Here is an 18,912-nt window from a genome sequence, read left to right on the forward strand (position 1 = left end):
GATGAGCGAACAGACACGGCAATGGCAGGCCCTTGCAGAGCAACGCGGGCTGAGCTTGTCCAATTACCTGCTGGAGGTACTGGAGAAGGCGCCCGACCAATTAAGCACCATCGCCCAGCCCCTGGGCCTGCTTGCCATCGCCCCGGAAAACCTCAGTGAACACTGGCGCTTCGACCTGCTGGCACTGCCCCAGGCGCTGATCCATAACGTGCTGCCGGTGGATAACCACGGCCAGCCGTGCCTGGTACTGGGAGACCCTTTCACCCTGGCCAGCCGGCACTGGCTGCAATCCTCGAAAACCTTGCGTCAACTGCCCCTGGCCATGAGCCTGCCCGGCGCGGTCAAGGCCCAGTTGAGCCTGGCCGAAGCCAGCCAACGGGTGATGCAACCCTTCGGCGAGGACGACGAGAATGCCCGCGTCGGCCAGGCCGCCCAGGAAATTTCCCTGAGCAGCATCGCCCGCGACGACAACCCGGTGGTGCGCCTGGTCAACTCCATGCTGTTCGACGCCCTGCAAAGCCGTGCCAGCGACGTCCATGTGGAAACCACCCCCCAGGGCCTGGTAATCAAGTACCGCATCGACGGCGTGTTGCAGCAGATGGGCCAGGCCAGCGGCATGGACATGGCTGAGCAGGCACTGTCGCGGATCAAGGTGTTGTCGGAGCTGGATATCGGCGAGCGGCGGGTGCCCCAGGACGGGCGTTTCAAGATGAAGATCCAGGGTCGCGAAGTGGACTTTCGCGTGTCGATCATGCCCAGCATCCACGGTGAAGATGCGGTGCTGCGGATTCTCGACAAGTCCCAGCGCGGCGAGTCCCTGAGCCTGGAAACCCTGGGGTTGAACGCCGAGACCATCGCACGCATCCGTGTGTTGGCCGGCGAACCCTACGGCATGTTGCTGGTGACCGGCCCCACCGGCAGCGGCAAATCCACCACGCTGTATGCCGCCCTGTCGGAGACCAATACCGGCGAGAAAAAGATCATCACCATCGAAGACCCGGTGGAATACGAACTGCCCGGGGTCCTGCAAATCCCGGTGAACGACAAGAAGGGCCTGACCTTCGCCCGTGGTCTGCGCTCGATCCTGCGTCACGACCCGGACACCATCCTGGTGGGGGAAATACGCGACGGTGAAACGGCGGGCATTGCGGTGCAAGCGGCGTTGACCGGGCACCTGGTGCTGTCGTCGGTGCACGCCAACAGCGCGTTCAGTGTGCTGGAGCGCTTTACCTACATGGACGTGGACCCGGCCAGCGTTGTCGAAGCCCTTAACGGCGTGGTCGCCCAGCGCCTGGTGCGGCGCATCTGCCCGGATTGCGGTACGGATGCCGACCCCGACCCTGACATCACCCACCTCGCCCAACTCGCCGAGGCTCAACTCCAACAGGGTCACTACCGCGTGGGCAAAGGCTGCGAGGCCTGCCGTCACACCGGCTATCGCGGCCGACTCGCCCTGGCCGAAGTGCTGACACTGACCGACAGCATCAAGGAGGGCCTGCTCAACCGCAGTTCGGCCGCCACCCTGCGCGAACTGGCCCGTGAAGCCGGCCACGTGTTTATCCGCGACATCGCCCTGGCCCACGCCGCCCAGGGCGACACCACGCTCAAGGAGATCCACCGTGTCATTTCCCTTTATTGAGCATGTGGTGTGGCTGCACAGCGACGGCGCCGAATGGGCCGCACGACCGCGCTGGCGCGGTGCGGCAGTATGGCGTGCGCAACAGGCTGGCGAGCCATTGGCCGCCTGTGCCGAACTGCTGGAACAGGCGCCGCGCGGCCGCGTCGGGTTTCTGGACCGGGCCACGGTGCTGCTGGGCTTCCCCCATGTGCACTACCTGATGCTGGCGTGGCAAACCGGCGTGTACAGCCAGGCCGACTGGCAAGGCTTGGCCGAAGTGACCTTCAACCAACAGGCCGGCACCGACCCCGGACAGTGGCAAGTGCAAGTCGCCAACAGCACCTTTGGAGATGAACGCCTGGCGGTCGCGACGCCACGGAATTTGCTGCAAGACCTGCGGGAGTTGTTCAAGCAACAGCACCTGCCGCTGGTGACATGCGCGCCATTGTTGACGGCCGTGGCCCAACGGTACTGGCAGCAATTGCCTGACGATTGCGTGCTGGCGGTACCTGAGGCGCGAGGTCTCAGTTGCCTTTACCGGCAACAGGGTGTGGCTCAACAAGTCTGCGTGCTGCAAACCCCACCCGGCAGCCCCTTGAGCGACAACCTGTTCACCGCCGACCTGCTGGCGCAACGGCACGCGGCGGCCACATGGGTCGTCGCCAATCACCCCACTGAACATTGGCTGGGGCCACTGCATCCCTGGCTGGGGGAGCCGCTGGCATGATCGCTCAGCTGAAATCACAACTCGCCGGTGCCTGGCGACAGCGGCAGGCGCCGGACGTCGACTTCCTGCACCCCAATGCCGTCTATCGGCCGCTGGTGAGTGTGTTGTGGCTGGTAGCCGCCGGGCTTGTCTTCGTGACCTGGCAACACTGGCAGCGCATGGAGCATCAGCAACGACAGACCGACGCACTGGAGCAGCGCTTTATCGAATTGACACGCCGCCAGGAGCAACTGATCCAGGCCGCCATTCGCTTGTCACCCCAGCAGAAACAACAACTGGCCGCCTTTTCCCGACAGCAGGACACGCCCTTCGCGCTGATGGACGCCGTGGCCCGGGCCTGGTCCGCGGAAGTCGCGCTGACGCGCGTGGAGGTCGACACCCAGGCCCGACTGATTCACTTGGAGTTGGAAGCCAAGGTGCTGGGCGATGCCTTTCGCTTTGTCGAACGGCTCAAGGCCCAGCCAGGGGTGCACGTGAACCTGCAACAAAGCGCACGCAAGGCCAATGACCCGCAACACCCGGTGCAGGTCAAACTTGCGGTTGGTGCAGGGTAGTCGCCCATGGACGCACTGACTCGCCACCTCCCGCGCGTGCGCTGGCACCTGATGCAATGGCAGCAGCGCCTGGGCTTTTGGGGGCTGCTGGCGCTGGGGCTGATGGCGGCAACGTTGCTGATCGAAGTCACAGTGATTCATCCGGCAGGCATTGCCGACAGCCTGCGGCGCCAGGAACTGGAGGCCGGTATCGCCGAGCAGCCCCAGGATGTGCAGGTGACCGAACCGGCCGTGGTCGAACGCCTGCCCAGTGCACAGGACTTCGCCCCACGCCTGGAAAAGCTGCTGGACGTCCTCACCCGGCGCGGTTTTCTCATCGAACAAACCACCCTGGCCTACTCCGCGCCCGGCAACACCGGGCTGCAACGGCTGGACGTGGACATTCCCCTCGTCGGCCCCTACGCCTTGCTGCGCGATGCCCTGGACGACGTCGCCAACGAGCCGGCCGTGCGCATCGAACGCCTGGCCCTGGAGCGCAAGGAAATCACCAGCGGCATGTTGAACATCAGCCTCAAGGTGAGTGTGCTGGGGGTGGTGGAATGACGCTGCCGCTGTATCTGCGCGTGCTGTTGTTGCTGACCTTGATCGGCTGCGGCTGGCTGTTCTGGCAGGACACTGCGGACAACCCCGCACCCTCGCCGGTGCCAGTGATCGCCCGCCCTGTAGAGGTGCCCTCGGCACCGGTTGCCGCACCGGCACCGGCGGTGGCCGAAGCCATCGACCTGTTTCCCGCCCAGACCTGGACACCTGCACCGCCGCCCATACCGGTCGACACCTCAACGCCCAAGCCACCGCCCCTGCCCTTCACCGTGAGCGCGCAATGGCGCTACGAGAACCAGGCGAAAATCGTCGTGCTCAGCGACAATGGCAGCCAGTACACCCTGTGCAACCGTTGCTCGGTACCCGGGCGCATCGTGCCCGGCAGGATGCTCGACGCGCACTACCGGCTGGACAAACTCACCGACACCGCCGTGGTGCTGACCTACATGCCCCTCAAGCATGTCAGCACCTTGCGGCTGGACACTCACTGACCGGCGCAGGACACGATCATGGCCATACGCACGTGGATACCCTTGAGCCTCGCCGTGGCCCTGCTCAGCGCCTGCCAGACCCAGCGGGCGATCAAGGAGAGCGACGAGTTGCGCCAGAAGGGCGACATCATCCGCTCGGTCGAAGTGCTGCAAGCCGAAGCCAGACAGGCCCCCGACGATGTGCAACTGCGCACCGCCAACTTCAGCAAGCTGGAACTGCTGGTAGCTCAATACAGCCGCGAAGCCAGCACCGCGCTGATGCGTGGCGACGATGCCGCTGCCATCCGCGCCCTGGAAACCATCCTCAAATACGACCCCAGCAACCTCGGCGCGCGCCAGGAAATCCAGAGCATCCAGGCGATGAAACAGCTGCGCCCGCAACTGGCCCAGGCCTACGAAATGAAGCGTTCCAACCCGGTGGAAGCCCTCAACCTGGTGCGCCGGATCATCGCGCAAAAGCCCAACTACCGAGAGGCCCTGGACTTTCGCAATGCCCTGACCCGTGAACTGGTGAGCGCCGATTACCTCAGCGCCGACCTCTCCGAGGCCATGCGCAAACCCCTGAGCCTGGAGTTCAGCGCCCAAAGCCTGACCACGATTTTCGAGACCATTGCGCGCCTGTCGGGGGTCAACTTCGTCATCGACAAGGACGTCAATCCCAGCGCCTCGGCAAGCATGACCGCAAGCCGAACCACCGCTGAAGACGCGCTGAACCTGCTGCTGACCACCCAGGGGCTGGACAAGAAGGTCCTCAACGCCAACACCCTCCTGGTTTACCCCCGCCGCCCGGACAAGGAACGGGAATACCGCGAGTTGGCCGTGCGCACCTTCTACCTCAGCCATGGCGACCCCAAGGTCATCGCCGCCGAGATCAAACAGGTGCTCAAGCCCAAGGAGGTGCTGGTGGACGAACGCCTGAACGCAGTGATCGTGCGCGATGGCCTGGACACCCTGAGCGCCGTGGAAAAACTGGTGGAAGCCATTGATATCGCACAATCGGAAGTGACCATCGACATCCAGGTGCTGGAGGTCAGCCTGACCGACGAGTTGAACCTGGGCATCCAGTACCCGGAGAGCATCGGCCTGTCCGTGGGCAACCTGGCCAACGTGCCTGCCGGACTGGCAGGCATCCCGCTCAGCGCATTGCACGGGATCAATGGCGACAACATCCTGCTCGACGCGGGCAGTACTTCGGCGCGCATCAATATGCTGCAACGCAGCGGCAACACCGTGACCCTGGCCAACCCCAGGGTGCGGGTGCGCAACCGCGAAGAAGCCCAGGTAAACATCGGCGATAAGATCCCCGTGGTGACCACCACCACCGCCAACCAGATCACCACCTCGTCGGTGTCTTACCAGGACGTGGGGTTGCAGATCACGGTCAAGCCGAATATCAGCCTGAGCGATGAGGTGAACCTGGAGCTGAACGTGGAAATGAGCCATATCACCAAGCGTATTCCCGGCTCGGAAAACGTACCGGCCACCTTCGAACTCGGCTCACGGGCCACCAAGACCCTGCTGACCGCGCGCAACAATGAAACCCAGATCGTCTCGGGGCTGATCCGCACGGCGGACGTCGACGAGGGCTCGGGTTTGCCGTGGTTGAGCCAGATCCCGTGGATCGGCAAGAAGCTGTTCGGCACCAACCAGAATACCCAGCAGAAAACCGAGATCATCCTGCTGCTGACCCCGAGGATCGAACGCAACCTGGACCTGCCGATTGCCCAGATCAGCACCTTCCACAGCGGCACCGAGGCGCGCAGTTCGACCCAGGGCATGATCCTGCGCGACACCACCGACAAAATGATCCTCAAGCCGATTGGCGGCGACCCCACGCCGGCGCTGCCACCGCCGATGCAACAGCCGGATGCCACCTGGCAACCCCTGCCGCCACCGCTGCCGGACCTGGTGCCCAAGCCTGCGCCCGAACCTGCGCCCCAATGAAGATCCAATGTGGGAGGGGGCTTGCCCCCGATTGCAGTGTGTCAGTCTCAGTATCCTTGACTGGTCCACCGCTATCGGGGGCAAGCCCCCTCCCACATTTGTTTTGCAGTGTTGGTGGGTTAGCGCACCACACCTTCTTCGATCAGCAACTTGAGAATGGCTTGGGCGCCTTCCTCGGCGCTCACACCCTTGAGCACCTGCCCACCGCCGCCACTGGCCTTGGCCGTAGCCGCCTTCATACGGTCGGCGCCGCTCTTGGCCTTGATCACCTTGAGGCGCTTGGGCCGGGGCTTGGCCGGTTGCAGCACGGCGCCTGTGAATAACGCGTCCTGCTCGACTTCCACTTCGTGGGCCGCCAATTCACCGCGTTGTGCCGGACCGTAGGCGCTTTGCCTAGGTTTTGGCGCGGCGTTATCCACCGTCGCCAGAAACGGCAGGCGCACCTTCAAGCGCCTGCGCTGCCCACGGGGCAAGGCTTGCAGCACATGGGCTACGCCGCCGTCGATAGACTCCACCTCGGCCAGCCCGACAATCAGCGGCCAGCCCAATTGCTCGGCCAACAGGAACGGCAACATGCCCGAGCCTTCACCGGTTTCGGCCTGGCTGCCGGCAAGCACCACCTGGGCACCGGCGTCCCGCAGGTACTCGCCGAGCACCGGCAACGCATCGCTGCCCTCCGATTGTTCCAGCACGTGCAACTGTGGCAGGCCCATGCCCAGGTAGCTGCGCAAGGTCGGTTCGGCGATGTTGCCGGCGTGCAGCACCTGCAACTTATCCCCAGCCATCTGCAGACCCAGTTCGACGGCGCGCGCATCCTGTTCGGCGCGGCGTGGCCGGCCAGAGGTGGGGTGGGCGCCGATGGACACCAGGCTGATTACATTCGTGGTCATGGTCATGTCCTCAAGCCGCATCGCGCTTGGCGCCATTGCGGTAGGCCTCGACCGCAGCGATCAAGGCTTGCAGAATCGCGGCGCTTTCGCCGATCACCGACAGGTCGGCACGCTTGATCATGTCGCAGCCCGGGTCGAGGTTGATCGCCACCACCTTGTCGCAGGCGCCAATGCCTTGCAGGTGCTGGATCGCCCCGGAAATCCCCACGGCCACATACACCCGCGCCGTCACCCAGGTACCGCTGGCGCCGACCTGGCGATCACGGGCCATGAACCCATCGTCCACCGCCACCCGCGAGGCGCCTTCGGTGGCCCCCAAAGCCGCGGCGGTCTGGTGGAACAGCGCCCAGTCCTTCACGCCGTTGCCGCCGGAGAAAATAAACTCGGCCTCGGCCATGGGAATCGCCGCCGGGTCCACCGCCACCGCACCGAGATCCTCGATACGCGGCAGGCTGCGTGCCAGGCTTGTGGATAACTCCACGGGCAGCACTTCATGGCGTGTGTCGCTGACCGGATCGGCGCATTCGGCGGCGGCCAGAATCAGGCGTGGCAGCGGCCGCGCCAAGTCTTCCCGGCCCGCACCGGCGCGGCCGATGCACTCGTCGCCCTTGATCTGCCAGACGCGAGTGGCCGGGCGCTCCTTGAGACTGGCGGCAAAGCGCCGACCCAACTCGCCGCCACCACTGCGGCTGTCGGGCAGCAACCAATGGCGCGGGTTGAATTGGTTATCCACAGCGCGCAAACCCTGCACGCGTTGCTCCGGTGAATAACCGTCGAATTCGCGGCCGTCGAGCACCAGCAGGCGATCGACACCGGCCATGGCAAACGCGCTTTCCTTGTGTTCGCCAAACACCACCGCCAGCACCGCGCCGTCGCTGCCGGCGAGTTGCCGCGCCAGGCCGAGCAGGTCGCGGTCGTGGCTGCTCAAGCGGCCACCGACCATGTCCGGCACTACGTTGATGTAGAACGCAGGCGCAGGCACCTGATGCAGCGGCAACTGCACTTCAATCGCCGCCGTACGCTTGGCCGCACCGCCCTGCTGGGCACCGCTGCGGTCGATGCGCTTGATGCCGTTGGGGCCGATAAAACCGACGCCATGCACGTTCTTGCGGATGACGCCGTTAGGCCCCATCCAGCTGTGTTGCACCGGCTGCATCGCCGCATGCAGCGGGTGCAGACGGTTGCGGGCAATCCATTCGGCCCGTGGGTCGCGGCGGATAATGTCGCTCATCAGTGCACCTCCGCAGGTTCACGCTTGTTGGGAGCTTTGGCCGGTGCGACGTCTTCCAGCAATGCATCGGCCACCAGCTCGGCGATGTCCTTGATCAACGGGCGCGGCTCAACCACACCTTCGAGCATCGCCGTGCATTGCGGGCAACCCACCGCCACCAGCTCGGCACCGGTCTCGCGGATGTCTTCCATGCGCATATCGGGGATACGTTGCTTGCCGGGAATATCGGTGATCGGCGCGCCGCCGCCACCGCCGCAGCAGCGCGAGCGGAAACCCGAGCGTTGCATCTCCTTGACCTCGATGCCCAGCGCCCGCAGCACCTGGCGCGGCGCCTCGTATTCGCCGTTGTAGCGGCCCAGGTAGCACGGGTCGTGGTAGGTCACGCTATTGCCTTTGTGCTGGCCCAGGTTCAGCGCGCCCTCGCCGATCAGCTCGGCCATGAAGGTGCTGTGGTGCTGCACGCGGTAGTTGCCGTTGAAGGCGCCGTACTCGTTTTTCAGCACATGGAAGCTGTGGGGGTCGCAGGTGACGATGCGCTTGAAGCTGTACTTGGCCAACGTCTGGATATTGCGCGTGGCGAGCATCTGAAAGGTCGCTTCATCGCCCAGGCGCCGCGCGACGTCGCCGCTGTCGCGCTCTTCCAGGCCGAGTACGGCGAAGTCGACCTTGGCCGCCTTGAGCACTTTGACGAACGCCCGCAGGGTGCGCTGATTGCGCATGTCGAAGGCGCCGTCGCCGACCCAGAACACCACGTCGACGCTGCCTTTGTCGCTGAGCAACGGCAGGTTCAAGTCCGCCGCCCAGTTCAGGCGACCGCCCGGCGCAAAGCCGCCGGGGTTGTCGGTGGCGATCAGGTTTTCCAGGACTTCGGCGCCCTTGTTCGGGGTCGCGCCTTTTTCCAGGGTGAGGTAGCGGCGCATGTCGACGATGGCGTCGACGTGCTCGATCATCATCGGGCACTCTTCCACGCAGGCGCGGCAGGTGGTGCACGACCACAGGGTCTCGGCGTCCACCAGGCCGTTGACGATCGGCTGATGCGGATTGCCGCCGTGTTCGCCAATGGCTTTGCCCGGATACGGGCTACCGGCGAACTTGGCATCGGTGCCGCCCGCCAGGCCGACCACCATGTCCTGAATGAGTTTTTTCGGGTTCAACGGCTGGCCGGCGGCGAAAGCCGGGCACGCCGCTTCGCACTTGCCGCACTGCACGCAGGCATCGAAGCCAAGCAGTTGGTTCCAGGTGAAATCCTTGGGTTTTTCCACGCCCAGGGGCGCGCTCTTGTCGCTCAGGTCCAGGGGTTTCAAACCGGTGGAACGACCACCGCCAAAGCGCTCGGCACGGCGGTGCCAGGCCAGGTGCAGGGCACCGGCAAAGGCGTGCTTCATCGGGCCGCCCCAGGTCATGCCGAAGAACATCTCGGACACGCCCCACAGCACACCCACACTCAGCAGCGCGGCCAGCAGCCAGCCACCGAAGTCGGCGGGCAGGATCCCCGCCACCGGCAGCGTCACCAGGAAGAAACTCACCGAGAACGCCATCAGGCTTTTCGGCAGGCGCATCCACGGGCCCTTGGACAGGCGCGACGGCGGATTGCGCCGTCGCAGGTAAACGAACGTGGCGCCGACAAACATCAACACCGACGCCAGCAGCAAGGCGTAGCCGAGGATACGGTTATGCAGGCCGAAGCCGTGCACCAGGATCGCCAGCAGCGCCGACAGCACAAAGCCCAGGGCAGTGGCGACGTGGGTGTTGGCGATGTATTTGTCGCGGGCGACCACGTGGTGCAGGTCGACCATGTAGCGCTTGGGCATGGCCAGCAGGCCGCCCAGCAGGTCGACCTTGGAGGCACGGCCACGGCGCCACATGTTCACGCGGCGCAGGGCGCCGAGGACGGCAAGGCCCAGGGCGGCGAATAAGAGAATAGGCAGCAAGGTGTTCAACATGGTGAAGCTCCCACAGACCGCACAGGTCTACTGTGAAACTGGCCCGAATGTGGGAGGGGGCTTGCTCCCGATGGCGGACTGTCAGTTGGTACAGTTGTCGCTGAACCACCGCTATCGGGGGCAAGCCCCCTCCCACATTTGACCGCGTTCACCTCATCAAAAGTCTTTGCACAGGCGCAGGGCGTCATAGATGGCAGCGTGGGTATTACGCTGGGCCACACAGTCACCGATACGGAACAGCAAGTACCCCTCGCCCGCCTCGCTCAAGCATGGCTGCGGCTTGATCGCGAACAGGGCTTCGACGTCGACCTGGCCCTTGTTGCGCGAACCTTCCTTGAGCCCGTAGTAAATGGCTTCGTCCGGGCGCACGCCGTTCTCGACCACCACCTGATCGACCACCCGTTCCTCTTTGGCGCCGGTGTATTCGTTCTCCAGCACCGCCACCAGCTTGTCGCCCTCGCGGTAGACCTTTTCCAGCATCATGTCGCCGGTCATGATCACTTCCTTGGGGTACATGCTGCGGTAGTAGGTCGGGAACGACGTACCGCCGATGGCTACGCCCGGCTTGATGTCATCGGTGACGATTTCCACCTGGCAGCCTTTGTCGGCCAGGAAGTCCGCCACCGACATGCCGGTGAATTCGCAAATAGTGTCGTACACCAGCACGTTCTTGCCCGGTGCGACCTTGCCGTCGAGTACGTCCCAGCTGCTCACCACCAGGCCTTCGGCAGCGCCCCAGTGTTCGTTCTGCTCGATAAACGGATGCCCGCCGACCGCCAGCACTACCACGTCCGGACGCAGGTCCAGGATGGTCTCGGCATCGGCCGCCACGCCCAGGCGCAGGTCGACTTTCAAACGCGCCAGCTCCAGCTGGAACCAGCGAGTGATACCGGCGATCTGGTCGCGTTGCGGCGCCTTGGAGGCGGTGGTGATTTGCCCGCCGATAAATTCTTTCTTCTCGAACAGGGTCACGTCGTGGCCACGTTCGGCGGCCACCCGCGCGGCTTCCATCCCGGCAGGGCCGGCACCGACCACCACGACTTTGCGTTTCGGCCCGGTGGACTTCTCGATGATATGCGGCACGCCCATGTACTCACGGGAGGTCGCGGCGTTCTGGATGCACAGCACGTCCAGGCCCTGGTACTGGCGGTCGATGCAATAGTTGGCGCCGACGCACTGTTTGATCTGGTCGATCTGGCCCATCTTGATCTTGGCGATCAGGTGCGGGTCGGCGATGTGCGCACGGGTCATGCCGACCATGTCCACATAGCCGCCTTCCAGGATACGCGTGGCCTGGTTCGGGTCCTTGATGTTCTGTGCGTGCAGCACCGGGACCTTGACCACTTCCTTGATACCGGCCGCCAGGTGCAGGAACGGCTCCGGCGGATAACTCATGTTGGGGATCACGTTGGCCAGGGTGTTGTGGGTGTCGCAACCCGAGCCCACCACGCCGATGAAATCGAGCATGCCGGTGTCGTCGTAGTACTTGGCGATCTGTTTCATGTCCTCGTGGGACAGGCCGTCCGGGTGGAACTCGTCACCGCACAGGCGCATGCCCACGCAGAAGTCTTCACCGACTTCGGCACGCACGGCTTTCAACACTTCCAGGCCGAACTTCATGCGGCCTTCGAAGGTGCCGCCCCACTCGTCGGTACGCTTGTTGACCCGTGGGCTCCAGAACTGGTCGATCATGTGCTGGTGCACGGCGGACAGTTCCACACCGTCCAGGCCACCGGCCTTGGCACGCCGCGCGGCCTGGGCATAGTTGCCGATCACGCGCCAGATTTCTTCCGGCTCGATGGTCTTGCAGGTGGCACGGTGCACCGGCTCACGCACGCCGGACGGCGACATCAGGGTCGGCCAGTTAAAGCCATCCCAACGCGAGCGACGGCCCATGTGGGTAATCTGGATCATGATCTTGGCGCCATGCTTGTGCATGGCATCCGCCAGGTTCTGGAAGTGCGGGATGATGCGGTCGGTGGACAGGTTCACCGAGCTCCACCATTCCTGGGGGCTGTCGATGGCAACCACCGAGGAACCGCCGCAGATCGCCAGGCCGATACCGCCCTTGGCTTTTTCTTCGTAGTACTTCACATAGCGGTCGGTGGTCATGCCGCCGTCGGTGGCATACACCTCGGCGTGGGCGGTACTGAGCACGCGGTTGCGGATGGTCAGTTTGCCGATCTGGATCGGCTGGAACATTGCTTCGAAAGCCATGGCACGGTCCTCGGCTTACAACGGCTTGACGGTGAACAAGCCGTCATCGTGGCCCTCTTCGGAGCCTCCGTAGACTTGTTCGGCCACGGTGCGGATCTGGCTGCCACGGGCTTGCAGAATCTGGTCCATGGCACCGGCAAACCAGCCGGTAAACATGTAGTCGACCTTGCGCCCGACCTTGCCGTACACATAGACGAAGGCCGAGTGTTCGAGCTTGACGCTTGCGGTACCTTTATCCAGGTCGATGTCCTGGATCTTGAACAGGCCCCAGCCGCGTTGCGACAGGCGCTTCATGTAGTGTTCGAACACCGCGACGCCTTCCAGGCCATGGCATTCAGCTTCTTTCTCGCACCAGTGCCAGGCGGATTTGTAGCCGGCCTTGTAGAGGATTTCGGCGTAGGCCTCGGCGCCCAGCACTTCTTCGATGCCCATGTGGTTGTTGACGAAGAAATGACGCGGCACGTACAGCATCGGCAGGGCGTCGGACGTCCAGACACCGGTTTCGCTGTCGACTTCAATAGGCAATTGCGGGGCGATCTTGGCCATGGAAACTTAACTCCAGAAAAATTCGTTGTGGTGTAGCCCGTGGATAGTTGGCTTATTCGCCCCAAACGTCCTTCAAGACGTTGACCCAGTTCTCGCCCATGATCTTGCGCACCACACGCTCGGGGTGGCCGCGCTTGAGCAGGGTCTCTGTCAGGTTGGGGAACTCGCCGACGGTGCGGATGCCCAGCGGGTTGATGATCTTGCCGAAGCTGGTCAGGCGGCGGGCGTAGCCCTTGTCATGGGTCAGCATTTCAAAGAAATCCTGGCCATGGCCCTGGGTAAAGTCGGTGCCGATACCGATGGCGTCTTCGCCGACGATGTTCATGGTGTATTCGATGGCTTCGGCGTAGTCGTCGATGGTCGAATCGATGCCCTTGGCCAGGAACGGCGCGAACATGGTCACGCCGACAAAGCCGCCGTGGTCGGCGATGAACTTCAGCTCTTCATCGGACTTGTTGCGCGGGTGCTCTTTAAGGCCGGACGGCAGGCAGTGGGAGTAGCACACCGGTTTTTTCGATTCGAGGATGACTTCTTCACTGGTCTTGGAGCCGACGTGGGACAGGTCGCACATGATGCCGACGCGGTTCATCTCGGCGACGATCTCGCGCCCGAAGCCCGACAGGCCGCCGTCGCGTTCGTAGCAACCGGTGCCGACCAGGTTCTGGGTGTTGTAGCACATCTGCACCACACCGACGCCGAGCTGCTTGAAGATCTCCACATACCCGAGCTGGTCTTCAAATGCATGGGCGTTCTGGAAGCCGAAGATGATGCCGGTCTTGCCCTGTTCCTTGGCCTTGCGGATGTCGGCGGTGGTTTTCACCGGGATCACCAGGTCGCTGTTCTCGCGGATCAGGGTCTGGCTGGCGACGATGTTGTTGATCGTGGCCTGGAACCCTTCCCACACCGACACGGTGCAATTCGCGGCGGTGAGGCCACCTTTGCGCATGTCCTCGAACAGGTCGCGATTCCACTTGGCAATGATCAGCCCGTCGATAACGATGCTGTCGGCGTGCAATTCGGCTGGGCTCATCAGGCGTCCCCTTATTTTGGCGATTCATGCGCCGAATCGTCTGCCGGCGCTTTGGGGCCAGCATATGCCCAGGGGACGACCGAGCCGGGTGCAAAAACGACAGGGGAATTGCCGAAAGCGTCAATCCACGACAAAGGCTGTTAAGAGGTGTCTGACTGGCGGCTGTTATTTGTCTTACGCTTGAGCCAGAATTCCCGCATCACCTGATATGAGACGGCGCAATGAAATCGATTTTCCTGGCTTTGGCACTCATCGCAACCGGCGTCCACGCAGCCGAAGACACCGACAGCACGCCGTGCGATGGCATCGAAAACGACAAGCAAACCCTGGAATGCGCCACCTACAACAAAACCACTGCCGAGCAATTGCTCAAGGATAATTATCAGGGCCTGCTGGAACGCATGCATTCCACCTATGGCAGCGACAAGACCAAACTCGCCGACATTACCGCTCGTCTGAAGGATGCCCAGCAGAAATGGGAAAAACTGCGTGACGCCGATTGTGCGGTGGACACCTTTCCAGCGGTGACGGGCACCAAGGCCTATGCGATTGCACAGAATGACTGTTTGGCGCGGATGAGTGATGAGCGGTCGGAGTTTTTGGAGTCGATTGGGCAGGAGTAAGTGCCACTCCCGCAGCCGGAGCGCGGGAGCGACAGGCAGTCATCACTCCATGAACGGCGATTTGAAAGGGCTTTTCGTCAATGGTCGACTTGGCGCATAGCTGTAGCCTAACTTAGCAATATCCATCACTTCGCTGATGCGCCGACTCCAGGGCTTGAGCACATCCTCATAGTTGTGCCCGGGCGGGCCTTGCTCCATAGGGCAGTAATGCGGGGCAAGATCCGGCTCATCCAGCATTTTCTGCGCCTGCCAATCCGCCCAGATTTTGTCGACGAAGCAGTGATGCAGGAAAAATACCGGATCATCCGGTGACGTCATGGGCAACATATTCCCCCCCACCCAAAGATGTACGCGGTTATGCAATTGCGAGCCAAGCGTAACGACGTTTGGATCTCCACGCCGGACGATCCAGCCTTCCAGGCGGTTTCTGAACCCCCGGGTGAACGGGCTCGAGTTATAGTTCGGTTCGTCATACAACGCCTCGCCCATAGCTATTCTCAAATCGTCTTCGGTGGGTAATGAGCCGATCACTGTTCCGAACTGACGCTTTAACCCAGGCCCAGGCAAGCCTTCGTTCGGGTAGGACGGCACGTTCCAGTTCCCGAATTTATGGGCGAAGACCCCATCCTGCACCCGAAACTCATCAGTAGCATCGCCATCGCCACCCAGGAAGCTCTGGTCCCACACGGGTGAGCGCTCAGGAGCGGCCGCGTCCAGGGTCCAGTTCCAATAGGGCAGCGTAATACCTGGCTTGATGGATTGAAGTTCCGCCTCAAACTGCATCAGCATTTCACGATGCCACGGCAAGAATGCCGGTCCCCGGTGAGCACCATTACGGTAGTTAGGATCTCGAGGTTCATTCGGATAGACCGTGGGCACCATGACTTCATGATGCCAATGAACATATTTGTCATAAGCACCGCTTTTTTTCATCGCCAGTAACGTCATTGTGAATTCGAGCTTCTCCGCCACCGTCAGTGATCGGATTTCCTTGCGAATGTTCATTACATAACTCCCTTATCGGAAAGCCATCGAACAACCTGAGAGCCAACGATTGGCTCACGCAGGAAAATCTACGAGCATCATGGCAACGCGGTCTACTGTCAGAAATAACAGGTCAGACCTACTTTACGACCGGTGGTCTCGCGCCCGCGCCAACCCTGGTAACCTTTCGTCCCCCCCACATTTACCAAGGCAACGTTATGACTCTCTGCGGCATCGAAATCAAAGGCAGCGAAGCCATCATCGCCGTCGCGTCCCTCGGCGATCAGGCGCTGACCCACGTCGCCCTGGCCACCAAGAAAATCGCCCTCGAAGACGACGATGAAGCGGCCAACGTCAAAGCGTTCGCCGCCCAGGTGAAAGCGTTCGTGCAGGAAAATGCGATCGAACGCATCGTCATCAAGAAGCGCAGCAAGAAAGGTGAATTCGCCGGGGGCCCGACCACCTTCAAGATTGAAGGGGTGTTTCAGTTGCTCGATGGGGTTGAAGTGACGTTACTGTCGCCGCAGACCATCAACGCCCAGAACAAGAAGCACAACTTCGAACTGCCAGCGACGCTGAACAAATATCAGCATGAAGCGTTCAAGGCGGCCTGCTCAAGCCTGATGAAAAAGTAATCCGCATCAACTTCTGACGCACTGTTCCAACCCATGACCGCCGCCTTCGTATTCGGGGCCGTAATAATATTTGGTGAAAGCGAGTTTACCTTCCGGTGTTGGAACAACTTGAGCAACACCGACCCCATAATCTTTCAGTGCCGGGTCGGTATGCGCAAAGTAAACCGCCAGCGTATCCGAGGTGCCAGCGGCAAAACCGTTGTAGCGAGAGTTGTCCTCCAACGTCAGGGTGAAGGTGTAGGCACCGTACTTGCCGGTACTTTGCCTGGCGTTTAGCTGCATATCGACAACCCCCTTGAAGGCGCCGATATGGCTATCACGACCCGTACACTCATAACGCCCGCTGTAATCGGCTCCAGTGAACGGCGCGGGTGCGGAGGCGGGGGCTTTGGCAGCCCAGGCGGGGGCAGATGCAAAAGCGATGAAGGCAAGCATTTTCCTAAGCATACGGACCTCTTGTCGTTTAACTTAAGTAGTTAAGTACGAACTTTAAATATCAGTTGATTAATGGTTAGTTTGACTAACTGGCGTCAGCCGCAACGGTTTTTACATTAGCAGCCCCCTCTACCGGCGACATAGCCGACACCACGGAAAAGGATAACTCCTACATTAGATCCAACCCTGTCAAACACTCGACACCACAATGGAAGTTGCTCAGGGCCATCCGCTGGTCTGAAGCGAACCTTGAGTTTCACGCACTCACCTAGGCTGAAATCACTGCTCATCCGAGCAGTGACAAGCAACGTATTGCGAGCAATTCAAGGAGATGATCATGGCATGGTTCCCATCCCTGGCTGCCCTGGGAGGCAGCAGTGGCACACGTACAATGGCCGGTCCGCAAACGATAGGCCAACTCAAGTCAGGTACTTCACGCCTGGTGGACGCTTACCCTTATGACTACGCAAGTATCCTCCGTGCCTCCAGCCCCGAATCAGGCTGGCTGACCCAGCCTCTGGAGGGTGTAGAGAAAGACGCGCGTGTCGTCATCATTGGCGCAGGCATGTCCGGGCTGCTGACGGCAAGAGAGCTGCTGCGCGCAGGCTTGAATGTGGTGTTGTACGAACGCAACCAGCTGGAACAGGTCGATGACGACTGGCACCGCTATATCCATGGCCGCACATGCAGTTTCGTGCGCAAGCTGGAAGCCGACACAGTGTGTGAACTGGGAGCCATGAGGTTCCCCGCGAAGGCCAAGGTCACCTGGGAAGTATTCGGGGACATCCTGGGAGATGACACATTACTCCAACTGTTCCCCAACCCAGGCCTGGTACCCACTGTCCTGTGCCAGGACGGTATCGCCCATCGGTGGCTGGCAGGCAGCATACAAGCGCCCGACCTGCCCCCACAGTTCGTCAAAGTCTCCACCGATGTGCGCAATGCGATCAACGACATACAAGGCGGCGGCTCCAGCATTCTCCAGATTCTGCGGTTGCTTGAACAACCCCGGCTGTCCGCTGAAGAAGAAAACCGCATCCAGGCGTTCTGGACGGCGATGATCGAGCGCTTCGACAAACTGGACCTGGGCACCTGGCTGCTTGGCAACGTAGCGGAGCCCAAGGGGTGGACGCCAGAGCAGTTGGCAATTTTCGTCAACGTAGGCTTCGGCACGGGCGGCATGGGCAGCATGTTTTCCATGGGGTTCCTGGAGATGCTGCGAATCTGGCTGTGGGATTACCTGGATGAATATGCTCTGCCGGCAGGCATTGGCTCGGGCATGATCGCGCATGCCATCCTGAAAAAGCTCAGGGACGAATTCGGCCCAGCCGGCAAGAACACCTTTACCGTGCATGAACGCCATGAGGTACAGGAAATGGGAGTCTTCGTATCGGCCGACGGAGGGTCAGCCCAAGCCGGCCTGCTGGTACGCAACCTCAACAAAGAAGGGGTAGAAGGCGTCGCATTGGTACCGGTGAACACCGACCATATCGTTGCTGCCATACCTCATACGGCCCTGCTGACGATGATGTCGCTGGCCAGTGAACTGAGCTATCCGCGTAACGGCTTACGGGTAGAAATCCCGATCAATGGCGTACCTCACGCCTTTCATAGCTACTTCGACAAAGCCTGGCCTTCGGCAATCTATAAAAGCCATATAGCGCCACTGAAAAACGCCTTGGCGCGGCTCAATATGATGAACGCCAGCAAGTCGTTTTATGTCGTTCCCCAAGCGCCATGGGCACAGGGCTCAACACTGGCCAGCAGTTGGGCGCGCATCGACGGCAGGCCCATACGCTGCCTCATGAGCGAAGGCTGGACCCGCTCCAGCTACTTCATCCCGGCAATCGCGGAGGATCGGCCCGGCCCTGTTGCCGTATTGCTTTCGTACACGTGGAACCTGGACTCGATCATGGCGCGCAGCGTGCTGGATATCGCACCATCCCGGGAAAATGGCACGCTGGGCATTGCTGATTTCACCGAAAGCCCGGCCTGGTTCGGGCCTGGATTTCCCCAGCAATGGTGGCGAAGCTACAGGGCGTGGGCCAGCGTGCTGCCCTATGTGCAGAACCCGACCCGCCAGGTTCGTACGACGGTGTACTTCCACTCTTTGTTGGGTAACAGGCAGGACGACCCAAATGCCATTGGCGTCGACTGGCAGGATCAGATCGGTACAGCAGGTGGGTTCAAACTCGACGCACCTGGAGACTTCGCGACTTCGAATACGTTGTGCAACCTGTACCTGTTCACCCAGGACCCCGCATTCAACTCACAGGCAAGGGACCGAGTCTATCGGCAAATATTCCTGTCCTCGGACAGTGCCAGCAACTACCCAGGCTGGTGTGAAGGGGCCTTTATGTCCGGAATGAATGCCGCCATCGGTGTATTGGCGAGTATCAATCAGGACAAACTCAAACCAGAGCCTGCACAGTTGCTGCTGGGCAATCCACTGGCGGCCATCAATCGACTGATCCCCCTCAAGCCTTACGTCAGACAGCCGTAAC

The 18,912-nt window shown here is 61.6% G+C and carries 17 protein-coding genes; 9 read left to right on the plus strand and 8 right to left on the minus strand.

The window, feature by feature from the left end:
* The first annotated feature begins 1 nt into the window (after position 1).
* Genes J3D60_RS18940 through J3D60_RS18965 form a run of 6 tightly spaced genes read left to right on the plus strand, consistent with a single transcriptional unit; the run spans position 2 to position 5,874 of the window.
* Entirely contained in the window at positions 2-1,639 is a 1,638-nt protein-coding gene (locus J3D60_RS18940) for a GspE/PulE family protein (protein WP_253492390.1), read from the plus strand.
* Positions 1,620-2,345, plus strand: coding sequence for a hypothetical protein (locus tag J3D60_RS18945; protein WP_253492392.1), 726 nt, complete (start codon positions 1,620-1,622; stop codon positions 2,343-2,345). Before J3D60_RS18940 ends, J3D60_RS18945 begins: the two co-directional genes overlap by 20 nt.
* Positions 2,342-2,899, plus strand: a complete 558-nt coding sequence (locus tag J3D60_RS18950; RefSeq protein ID WP_253492394.1) for a hypothetical protein — start codon at positions 2,342-2,344, stop codon at positions 2,897-2,899. The genes J3D60_RS18945 and J3D60_RS18950 overlap by 4 nt, the downstream gene beginning before the upstream one ends.
* A 6-nt stretch (positions 2,900-2,905) precedes the next feature.
* Positions 2,906-3,442: a hypothetical protein gene (locus J3D60_RS18955; RefSeq protein WP_253492397.1), complete on the plus strand. Its 537-nt coding sequence runs from the start codon at positions 2,906-2,908 to the stop codon at positions 3,440-3,442.
* Positions 3,439-3,930: a hypothetical protein gene (locus tag J3D60_RS18960; protein ID WP_253492400.1), complete on the plus strand. Its 492-nt coding sequence runs from the start codon at positions 3,439-3,441 to the stop codon at positions 3,928-3,930. The genes J3D60_RS18955 and J3D60_RS18960 overlap by 4 nt, the downstream gene beginning before the upstream one ends.
* A gap of 18 nt (positions 3,931-3,948) precedes the next feature.
* A complete protein-coding gene (locus J3D60_RS18965) occupies positions 3,949-5,874 on the plus strand; it encodes a secretin N-terminal domain-containing protein (RefSeq protein WP_253492402.1) in 1,926 nt (641 codons plus the stop codon).
* A gap of 119 nt (positions 5,875-5,993) precedes the next feature.
* On the opposite strand, the gene J3D60_RS18970 is transcribed toward J3D60_RS18965, so the two are convergent.
* The 6 genes from J3D60_RS18970 to J3D60_RS18995 all read right to left on the minus strand — a co-directional run bounded on the left by J3D60_RS18970 (position 5,994) and on the right by J3D60_RS18995 (position 13,731).
* Positions 5,994-6,764, minus strand: coding sequence for an electron transfer flavoprotein subunit beta (locus J3D60_RS18970; RefSeq protein ID WP_253492404.1), 771 nt, complete (start codon positions 6,762-6,764; stop codon positions 5,994-5,996).
* Between the two features lie 10 nt (positions 6,765-6,774).
* Positions 6,775-7,995 (minus strand): electron transfer flavoprotein subunit alpha/FixB family protein, encoded by a 1,221-nt coding sequence (locus J3D60_RS18975; protein ID WP_065938188.1) that lies wholly within the window; start codon positions 7,993-7,995, stop codon positions 6,775-6,777.
* Positions 7,995-9,938, minus strand: coding sequence for a dimethylglycine demethylation protein DgcB (dgcB, locus tag J3D60_RS18980; protein WP_253492407.1), 1,944 nt, complete (start codon positions 9,936-9,938; stop codon positions 7,995-7,997). The genes J3D60_RS18975 and dgcB overlap by 1 nt, the downstream gene beginning before the upstream one ends.
* 156 nt (positions 9,939-10,094) lie before the next feature.
* Entirely contained in the window at positions 10,095-12,155 is a 2,061-nt protein-coding gene (dgcA, locus tag J3D60_RS18985) for a dimethylglycine demethylation protein DgcA (protein WP_253492409.1), read from the minus strand.
* Between the two features lie 15 nt (positions 12,156-12,170).
* The gene (locus J3D60_RS18990) at positions 12,171-12,701 is read right to left on the minus strand and encodes a DUF5943 domain-containing protein (protein ID WP_027606002.1); all 531 of its coding nucleotides are present in this window, start codon (positions 12,699-12,701) and stop codon (positions 12,171-12,173) included.
* A gap of 52 nt (positions 12,702-12,753) precedes the next feature.
* The gene (locus J3D60_RS18995; protein ID WP_010207105.1) at positions 12,754-13,731 is read right to left on the minus strand and encodes a dipeptidase; all 978 of its coding nucleotides are present in this window, start codon (positions 13,729-13,731) and stop codon (positions 12,754-12,756) included.
* Between the two features lie 221 nt (positions 13,732-13,952).
* Here J3D60_RS18995 and J3D60_RS19000 point away from each other — a divergent pair, with 221 nt between their 5' ends.
* On the plus strand, positions 13,953-14,354 hold the full coding sequence (locus J3D60_RS19000; RefSeq protein ID WP_027606004.1) for a lysozyme inhibitor LprI family protein: 402 nt from the start codon (positions 13,953-13,955) through the stop codon (positions 14,352-14,354).
* Positions 14,355-14,396: 42 nt separating this feature from the next.
* Here J3D60_RS19000 and J3D60_RS19005 read toward each other — a convergent pair whose 3' ends face one another.
* Positions 14,397-15,359, minus strand: coding sequence for a tyrosinase family protein (locus J3D60_RS19005; protein WP_253492411.1), 963 nt, complete (start codon positions 15,357-15,359; stop codon positions 14,397-14,399).
* 197 nt (positions 15,360-15,556) lie between these two features.
* Here J3D60_RS19005 and J3D60_RS19010 point away from each other — a divergent pair, with 197 nt between their 5' ends.
* Entirely contained in the window at positions 15,557-15,973 is a 417-nt protein-coding gene (locus J3D60_RS19010) for a DUF3010 family protein (RefSeq protein ID WP_253492413.1), read from the plus strand.
* A gap of 6 nt (positions 15,974-15,979) precedes the next feature.
* Here the strand turns inward: J3D60_RS19010 and J3D60_RS19015 are convergent, their stop codons facing one another.
* Positions 15,980-16,420: a hypothetical protein gene (locus tag J3D60_RS19015; protein WP_253492416.1), complete on the minus strand. Its 441-nt coding sequence runs from the start codon at positions 16,418-16,420 to the stop codon at positions 15,980-15,982.
* A gap of 379 nt (positions 16,421-16,799) precedes the next feature.
* On the opposite strand from J3D60_RS19015, the gene J3D60_RS19020 reads away from it, so the two are divergent.
* Positions 16,800-18,911 (plus strand): FAD-dependent oxidoreductase, encoded by a 2,112-nt coding sequence (locus J3D60_RS19020; protein ID WP_301294731.1) that lies wholly within the window; start codon positions 16,800-16,802, stop codon positions 18,909-18,911.
* The last annotated feature ends 1 nt before the right edge of the window (position 18,912 follow it).

Source organism: Pseudomonas sp. S3E17 (assembly GCF_024168685.1).
GTDB lineage: Bacteria > Pseudomonadota > Gammaproteobacteria > Pseudomonadales > Pseudomonadaceae > Aquipseudomonas > Aquipseudomonas marginalis.

What these genes read in the sequence shown, in the direction of transcription:
- J3D60_RS18940 (WP_253492390.1), top strand. Translation starts at nt 2, where the DNA reads ATGAGCGAACAGACACGGCAATGGCAGGCCCTTGCAGAGCAACGCGGG.
- J3D60_RS18950 (WP_253492394.1), top strand. Translation starts at nt 2,342, where the DNA reads ATGATCGCTCAGCTGAAATCACAACTCGCCGGTGCCTGGCGACAGCGG.
- J3D60_RS18955 (WP_253492397.1), top strand. Translation starts at nt 2,906, where the DNA reads ATGGACGCACTGACTCGCCACCTCCCGCGCGTGCGCTGGCACCTGATG.
- J3D60_RS18960 (WP_253492400.1), top strand. Translation starts at nt 3,439, where the DNA reads ATGACGCTGCCGCTGTATCTGCGCGTGCTGTTGTTGCTGACCTTGATC.
- J3D60_RS18965 (WP_253492402.1), top strand. Translation starts at nt 3,949, where the DNA reads ATGGCCATACGCACGTGGATACCCTTGAGCCTCGCCGTGGCCCTGCTC.
- J3D60_RS18970 (WP_253492404.1), bottom strand. Translation starts at nt 6,764, where the DNA reads ATGACCACGAATGTAATCAGCCTGGTGTCCATCGGCGCCCACCCCACC.
- J3D60_RS18975 (WP_065938188.1), bottom strand. Translation starts at nt 7,995, where the DNA reads ATGAGCGACATTATCCGCCGCGACCCACGGGCCGAATGGATTGCCCGC.
- dgcB (WP_253492407.1), bottom strand. Translation starts at nt 9,938, where the DNA reads ATGTTGAACACCTTGCTGCCTATTCTCTTATTCGCCGCCCTGGGCCTT.
- dgcA (WP_253492409.1), bottom strand. Translation starts at nt 12,155, where the DNA reads ATGGCTTTCGAAGCAATGTTCCAGCCGATCCAGATCGGCAAACTGACC.
- J3D60_RS18990 (WP_027606002.1), bottom strand. Translation starts at nt 12,701, where the DNA reads ATGGCCAAGATCGCCCCGCAATTGCCTATTGAAGTCGACAGCGAAACC.
- J3D60_RS18995 (WP_010207105.1), bottom strand. Translation starts at nt 13,731, where the DNA reads ATGAGCCCAGCCGAATTGCACGCCGACAGCATCGTTATCGACGGGCTG.
- J3D60_RS19000 (WP_027606004.1), top strand. Translation starts at nt 13,953, where the DNA reads ATGAAATCGATTTTCCTGGCTTTGGCACTCATCGCAACCGGCGTCCAC.
- J3D60_RS19005 (WP_253492411.1), bottom strand. Translation starts at nt 15,359, where the DNA reads ATGAACATTCGCAAGGAAATCCGATCACTGACGGTGGCGGAGAAGCTC.
- J3D60_RS19010 (WP_253492413.1), top strand. Translation starts at nt 15,557, where the DNA reads ATGACTCTCTGCGGCATCGAAATCAAAGGCAGCGAAGCCATCATCGCC.
- J3D60_RS19015 (WP_253492416.1), bottom strand. Translation starts at nt 16,420, where the DNA reads ATGCTTAGGAAAATGCTTGCCTTCATCGCTTTTGCATCTGCCCCCGCC.
- J3D60_RS19020 (WP_301294731.1), top strand. Translation starts at nt 16,800, where the DNA reads ATGGCCGGTCCGCAAACGATAGGCCAACTCAAGTCAGGTACTTCACGC.